We start from the raw sequence: 3988 nt of genomic DNA, 5'->3' as shown, positions 1-3988 counted from the left end.
TAGAATTCTATCCGCTCATCATTTACCATAAAATCGTTGGCTAACTTTTTGAGAGTCTCTTCTAACCTACCTAATATTACTAAATCAAAAAAATCATTACTGTTATGTATTTGGTCATTATTAAGAGTAAGGGTTGCACTATTTCCAGCTATTACCTCACATAACTTCTCTAATTCATTACCAACTATATAATCAATATCTTTAAAACTAAGTTGCTTTTGTTTAAGTAATTTTTGAATATTTTTATTAAGAAGATAAGTTGCTTTTGTATAGTTTATTTCGCCAAGTTCATTTATGCCTTTTTGCTTATCATCTTCATAATAATTACGAGCAATTTCAAATAACTTTTTTACTACATTTGTACTAGCCATATCATTATAACTAGCTAATGTATTTAACAATTCATGATTTGAAATAATAGACTCCATTTCTTCTGCACTTAACATCCCATCTTTAACTAATAAATGATCCTCTTTCTCCTCTATTAATGATTTAGCTCTTAACGCTTGTACCTCTGCACTCAATTGTTTATAACTATCTATACTTTCCTTATCTTGTTTTTTCTTATAAGCATTCTCTATTTCTTTTTGCTTTAATTCATTACTCTTACTCCAGTTATAAGCCTCTCTTTCTTCTTTATTTTCAGGTTGACCATTTTTAATACGTTCTATTTTTGTATCTATTTCTAAAATTTTTTCTTTTATAAATTTAGAAGATTCTATATATATTACCTTCAAAAATTCCTTATCTATATTTTTATCTTTATCTTTAATATATTTTCTAAATTCTGATTTTAATCTGAAAAACTCTTTCATAACTTCAGCATTCTCAATAGGCATCGATTGTTTAAGGTACTTTAAATTATTGTAAATATGCTGAAAGTTTTCTTTTTGCTTTTCATAGTCAAATAAAAATTCTGCTTTTATATACTCTTCAATAATATCAATAACACTTACTACAAAACTCGTCTTTTCTACTTCAAAATCTAATTCACTCATATTTAAATCCTAATTATTAAGAAATTTTAACTTTTGGTAATATAATAATTAATTAAAGTAGTGTCAATGTCATATAGTAAAAGAAGTTGAATTTGCATACAGGGAGCGAAGGTAGAGCCTATAATAATAGGCGAGACGACGAGTAACGATGTAGACAAGTTTAAATCAAGTGACTATAACCACTTCTTTTTCTTAAAATATTTATAAGGAATAATTATAGATAATAGCATTAAAAGTAAGGCTATAGGGTAACCGTAAGGCGACTTAAGTTCAGGCATTACTTCAAAATTCATACCATAAATACTAGCTATTAAAGTAGGTGGCAGGAAAAATATAGTAACCAACGAGAAAATTTTAATAATATTATTTTGCTCAATAACAATCATACCTAGTGCTGCATCTAAGGTTCTAGCAATCTCACTAGATATAAACTGCGAAAAATTAATAATTGAGTCTACGTCTCTTGATAAAGTATCTAATAGATCTTTAGACGATTTATTGTGAGTTATTTGCGGAGATTTTAAAATATATTGAATAGCCATAGTTAAAGAAAATAAACATTCTCGGCTCTTAGAAAGCAAATCACCTTTTTGACCTATTTTCTTTAATACATTGGTATGATCTATACGTAAATCATTTATATTATTATCCAATATAAGATGTCCGTAATCATCAATATCCATACTAACTGATTGTACAACATTCGATAATTTAGTCACCATATTACGAAGCAACATAAATAAAACATGCTCTGCACTATATTTATACGTCAACTGTTTGGCAAATTTAGCTATACAATCATTGAAAGAGATTAAGTCTACATAACGAACGGTAATTAGATAATTCTTATGCAGAATAAATACTATAGAATGTGTTTCCGGAAATTTTGCTTCTTTATTAACTAGTTCAGTTATGGTTAAATATAGGGCATCATTTTCAGTATATAGCCTTTCTGAAATCTCAATTTGCGATATGTCCTTTAATGTCGGTATCTCTATATTTAATGAGGTTTTTATTAGCGTTCTTTCTTCATCAGTTATATTAAATAAATCAATCCATAATGTAGATTCATTAATAATATATTCTTCAGTTTTTACTATAGAATTATTTTCCTTTAAATATGAGGTGATCATATAATCTCAAATATATTTTTGTAGAGATTAACAAACTTCAGTCTTTAAAGCAAACGCTAGATGTCATCAGGAACATTATTTTTTCCTAGCTGCTCTACTTTGGTTTGTTCACAAATCTCGTATGTTTTATTGCAGCTATTTTTATTAGTCAAAGCAGAAAGCCTATTAACAAAGAACTTGTGCCATTCATTATTATCCAATAGATTAATGTTTTGTTCTTCCGGCTTACCTCCGACTATTATTTGGTCAGTTATTTTAGCTATATTTAATAATTCTGCAATTTTATCGTAATGCGGTTTAAGTTCTATTTGATTTATTCGCATTTCATTTTGAAGTAAAGTAGCTGGTGTGATATTTTCATTATTTTTAATATTTATATCCGCACCGTTTTCTAATAAAATTCTTATGACTGATGAATAGCCTGAAGCGACTGAGTATAATAGAGCCGTATTACCTAAAGAATTTTGATGATTAATATTAATTCCATTAGCTATTAAAAAAGTTATAAGTTCTATATTCTCCCCCAAACTATCTAAAATTACTAAATATAAAGCATTATTTCCTCCTTTTTTATCTACGGCATTAATGTCTGACTCAAGCAATGCAGCAATAATTTTCCCCCCGCCTTCTTGGTCCTTAAGTTTTTCTAATAATAATTTAATATTTATCATAGATATTAAATAAAAAGTTGATTCACAATTAATTTATAACCCTAAGATAAATATGTAAAGTAAAAAGAGCTATGGAACTGTTAACAAAATAAATTGCAAAGAGTGAACAAAGCGTTAAAAGTAATTGAGCCAAAAAGAGGTTTATAGTCAATTCAGTTGAATTCGCATACAAGGAGCGAGGAGCACAAACCCTACAACTAATAGGAGAGCGACGAGTGGTACAGTAGGTGAGTTTAAATCAATTGACTATATGAGTTATTTTTTTAGCAAAAGTTAATAAGGTTTTTAAGAGAATAGTTATTCATATTTCAAAAAAACCTTATAACTGCTAGCCTTAGAGAAGCGTAATTAGATTATTTTAGGAATCTTCACAGACTTATTCAAAAAATAGTTTTTTAAGCTAAAATTGGTATTGCTAACTAGCGAGAGATAATGGTAAAAAACTCGATGTCATCCCGTGATTTATTCATGGGATCTAAAAAAAATACCTAAACATTTAGTATTTTAAGTTATTTTCCTGGATACCGTGGACAAGCCACGGTATGACATCTCTCTTTAGTTAGTAATGCTCTAAAATTTATTTCGCACAAGAAGCAATATTTTCCATTGCTACTAAATAATGAGAAGGATATTTTTTATATGATCCACTTAATGCATCCACAATAAACCCTGGCCAAAACAGCGCATTAATAAGAGTTACACTATTAAAATTATCTCCAACAGCAATATTAAGTTGTTTGTATCCTTCTTTTTTACAATCAATTAACACTGCACCTGAAGTTCTCCGTACCTTTACTATCCCTGGATTATTTGGCAAGACATAACTTCCTCCTGTTCCATCGGTAACGGTACATACTACATTTTCTAAAGCAGCGTTATTCTTAGTATCTATAACTTTAACATGAATATCTTGAGTCGTACCGGAAAAAATTGTAGCACAACCACTTAAGATTATAGTACTCATTAATATAGTAACAAGTTTATAAAGTTTCATTTTATACCTTTAAATTAATTATTTAGTACTTTATATAAAGTTAAAGTTGATATGTCAATTATATATTGTACATTATCTTATTGATAACTAATAGCTATAGCAAAACTGCTAAAAGTAGCTTTATTGTATGATTTGAAAAAGATGTTATGAAAGACTTTTAAGAACTATAGAAGAAATTGCTTAGTAATTAAA

The 3988-nt window shown here is 28.1% G+C and carries 4 protein-coding genes; all 4 read right to left on the bottom strand.

The genetic code is table 11. From position 1 onward, the window contains the following. A partial coding sequence (locus AC1Z7D_RS04475) for a hypothetical protein (RefSeq protein ID WP_482602344.1) occupies positions 1-998 on the bottom strand: 998 nt, incomplete at its 3' end. A 173-nt stretch (positions 999-1171) separates the two neighbouring features. Continuing rightward, positions 1172-2131, bottom strand: a complete 960-nt coding sequence (locus AC1Z7D_RS04470; RefSeq protein WP_482602342.1) for a magnesium transporter CorA family protein — start codon at positions 2129-2131, stop codon at positions 1172-1174. 56 nt (positions 2132-2187) lie between these two features. Further along, a complete protein-coding gene (locus AC1Z7D_RS04465) occupies positions 2188-2802 on the bottom strand; it encodes an ankyrin repeat domain-containing protein (protein WP_482602340.1) in 615 nt (204 codons plus the stop codon). Between the two features lie 577 nt (positions 2803-3379). After that, entirely contained in the window at positions 3380-3796 is a 417-nt protein-coding gene (locus AC1Z7D_RS04460; RefSeq protein WP_482602338.1) for a hypothetical protein, read from the bottom strand. Positions 3797-3988: the final 192 nt, after the last annotated feature.

Source organism: Rickettsia sp. (assembly GCF_965035265.1).
This window is presented reverse-complemented; position numbering and strand designations above follow the sequence as displayed.

Bases quoted from the DNA above. Each gene is read 5' to 3' on its own strand.
- AC1Z7D_RS04465 (WP_482602340.1), bottom strand. From the start codon at position 2,802: ATGATAAATATTAAATTATTATTAGAAAAACTTAAGGACCAAGAAGGC.
- AC1Z7D_RS04460 (WP_482602338.1), bottom strand. From the start codon at position 3,796: ATGAAACTTTATAAACTTGTTACTATATTAATGAGTACTATAATCTTA.
- AC1Z7D_RS04470 (WP_482602342.1), bottom strand. From the start codon at position 2,131: ATGATCACCTCATATTTAAAGGAAAATAATTCTATAGTAAAAACTGAA.